The sequence below is a fragment of the Paraburkholderia sp. CNPSo 3272 genome (genome assembly GCF_024206495.1).
Classification (GTDB): domain Bacteria; phylum Pseudomonadota; class Gammaproteobacteria; order Burkholderiales; family Burkholderiaceae; genus Paraburkholderia.
This window is the reverse complement of the sequence record NZ_JAMBPQ010000107.1, coordinates 1-795: the sequence shown is the minus strand read 5'-3', so window position 1 is coordinate 795 and position 795 is coordinate 1. Positions and strand designations below refer to the sequence as shown.

Here is a 795-nt window from a genome sequence, read left to right as displayed (position 1 = left end):
TCAGCGCCTTGAGGTCAGCCGAGTTCAGCTGTTGCACCTGCGTCGAGTTCAGCGCCGCGAGCTGGCCCGTGCTCAGACCCGAGACCTGGGCGCTCGTCAGCAGGTTCACCGACAGCGTCGCCAGCTGCGACGTCGTCAGCGCGTTGAGCGCCGTCGAGGTCAGCGACTGCACTTGCGACGACGTCAGCTGGCCAATGCCCGCCGAGCCCAGTGCCTGTACTTCTGCCGTGTTCAACGCACTCAGGTCCGCCGTGCCGAGCTGCGCAACCTGGCTGGATGTCAGCGCCGCGATGCCCGCCGAACCCAGACCGTTCACGACCTGGTTAGTGCTGAGCGCCTTGATGTCTGCCGAACCCAGCTGCTGGACCTGGCTCGAAATCAGGCTCGACAGCTGGCCCGTGCTCAGACCGGCCACCTGACCCGTCGTCAGCGAGGCGATTGCCAGCGTTGCGAGCTGGGCCGTGCTCAGTGCGTTCAGCGCCGTCGTGGTCAGCGACTGCACCTGCGTGCTGGTCAGCGAGGCGATGCCTGCCGTGCCAAGACCGTTCACGAGCTGGCTCGTGCTCAGCGCCTTGAGGTCAGCCGAGTTCAGCTGCCGCACCTGCGTCGAATTCAGTGCCGCGAGCTGACCCGTGCTCAGACCCGAGACCTGGGCGCTCGTCAGCAGGTTCACCGACAGCGTCGCCAGCTGCGACGTCGTCAGCGCGTTGAGCGCCGTCGAGGTCAGCGACTGCACTTGCGACGACGTCAGCTGGCCAATGCCCGCCGAGCCCAGTGCCTGTACTTCTGCCGTGT

At 66.5% G+C, this 795-nt stretch carries 1 pseudogene; it reads right to left on the bottom strand.

What is annotated here, in order from left to right:
• Positions 1 to 795, bottom strand: a pseudogene (locus tag M3I53_RS38000) (hypothetical protein); the annotation flags it as partial.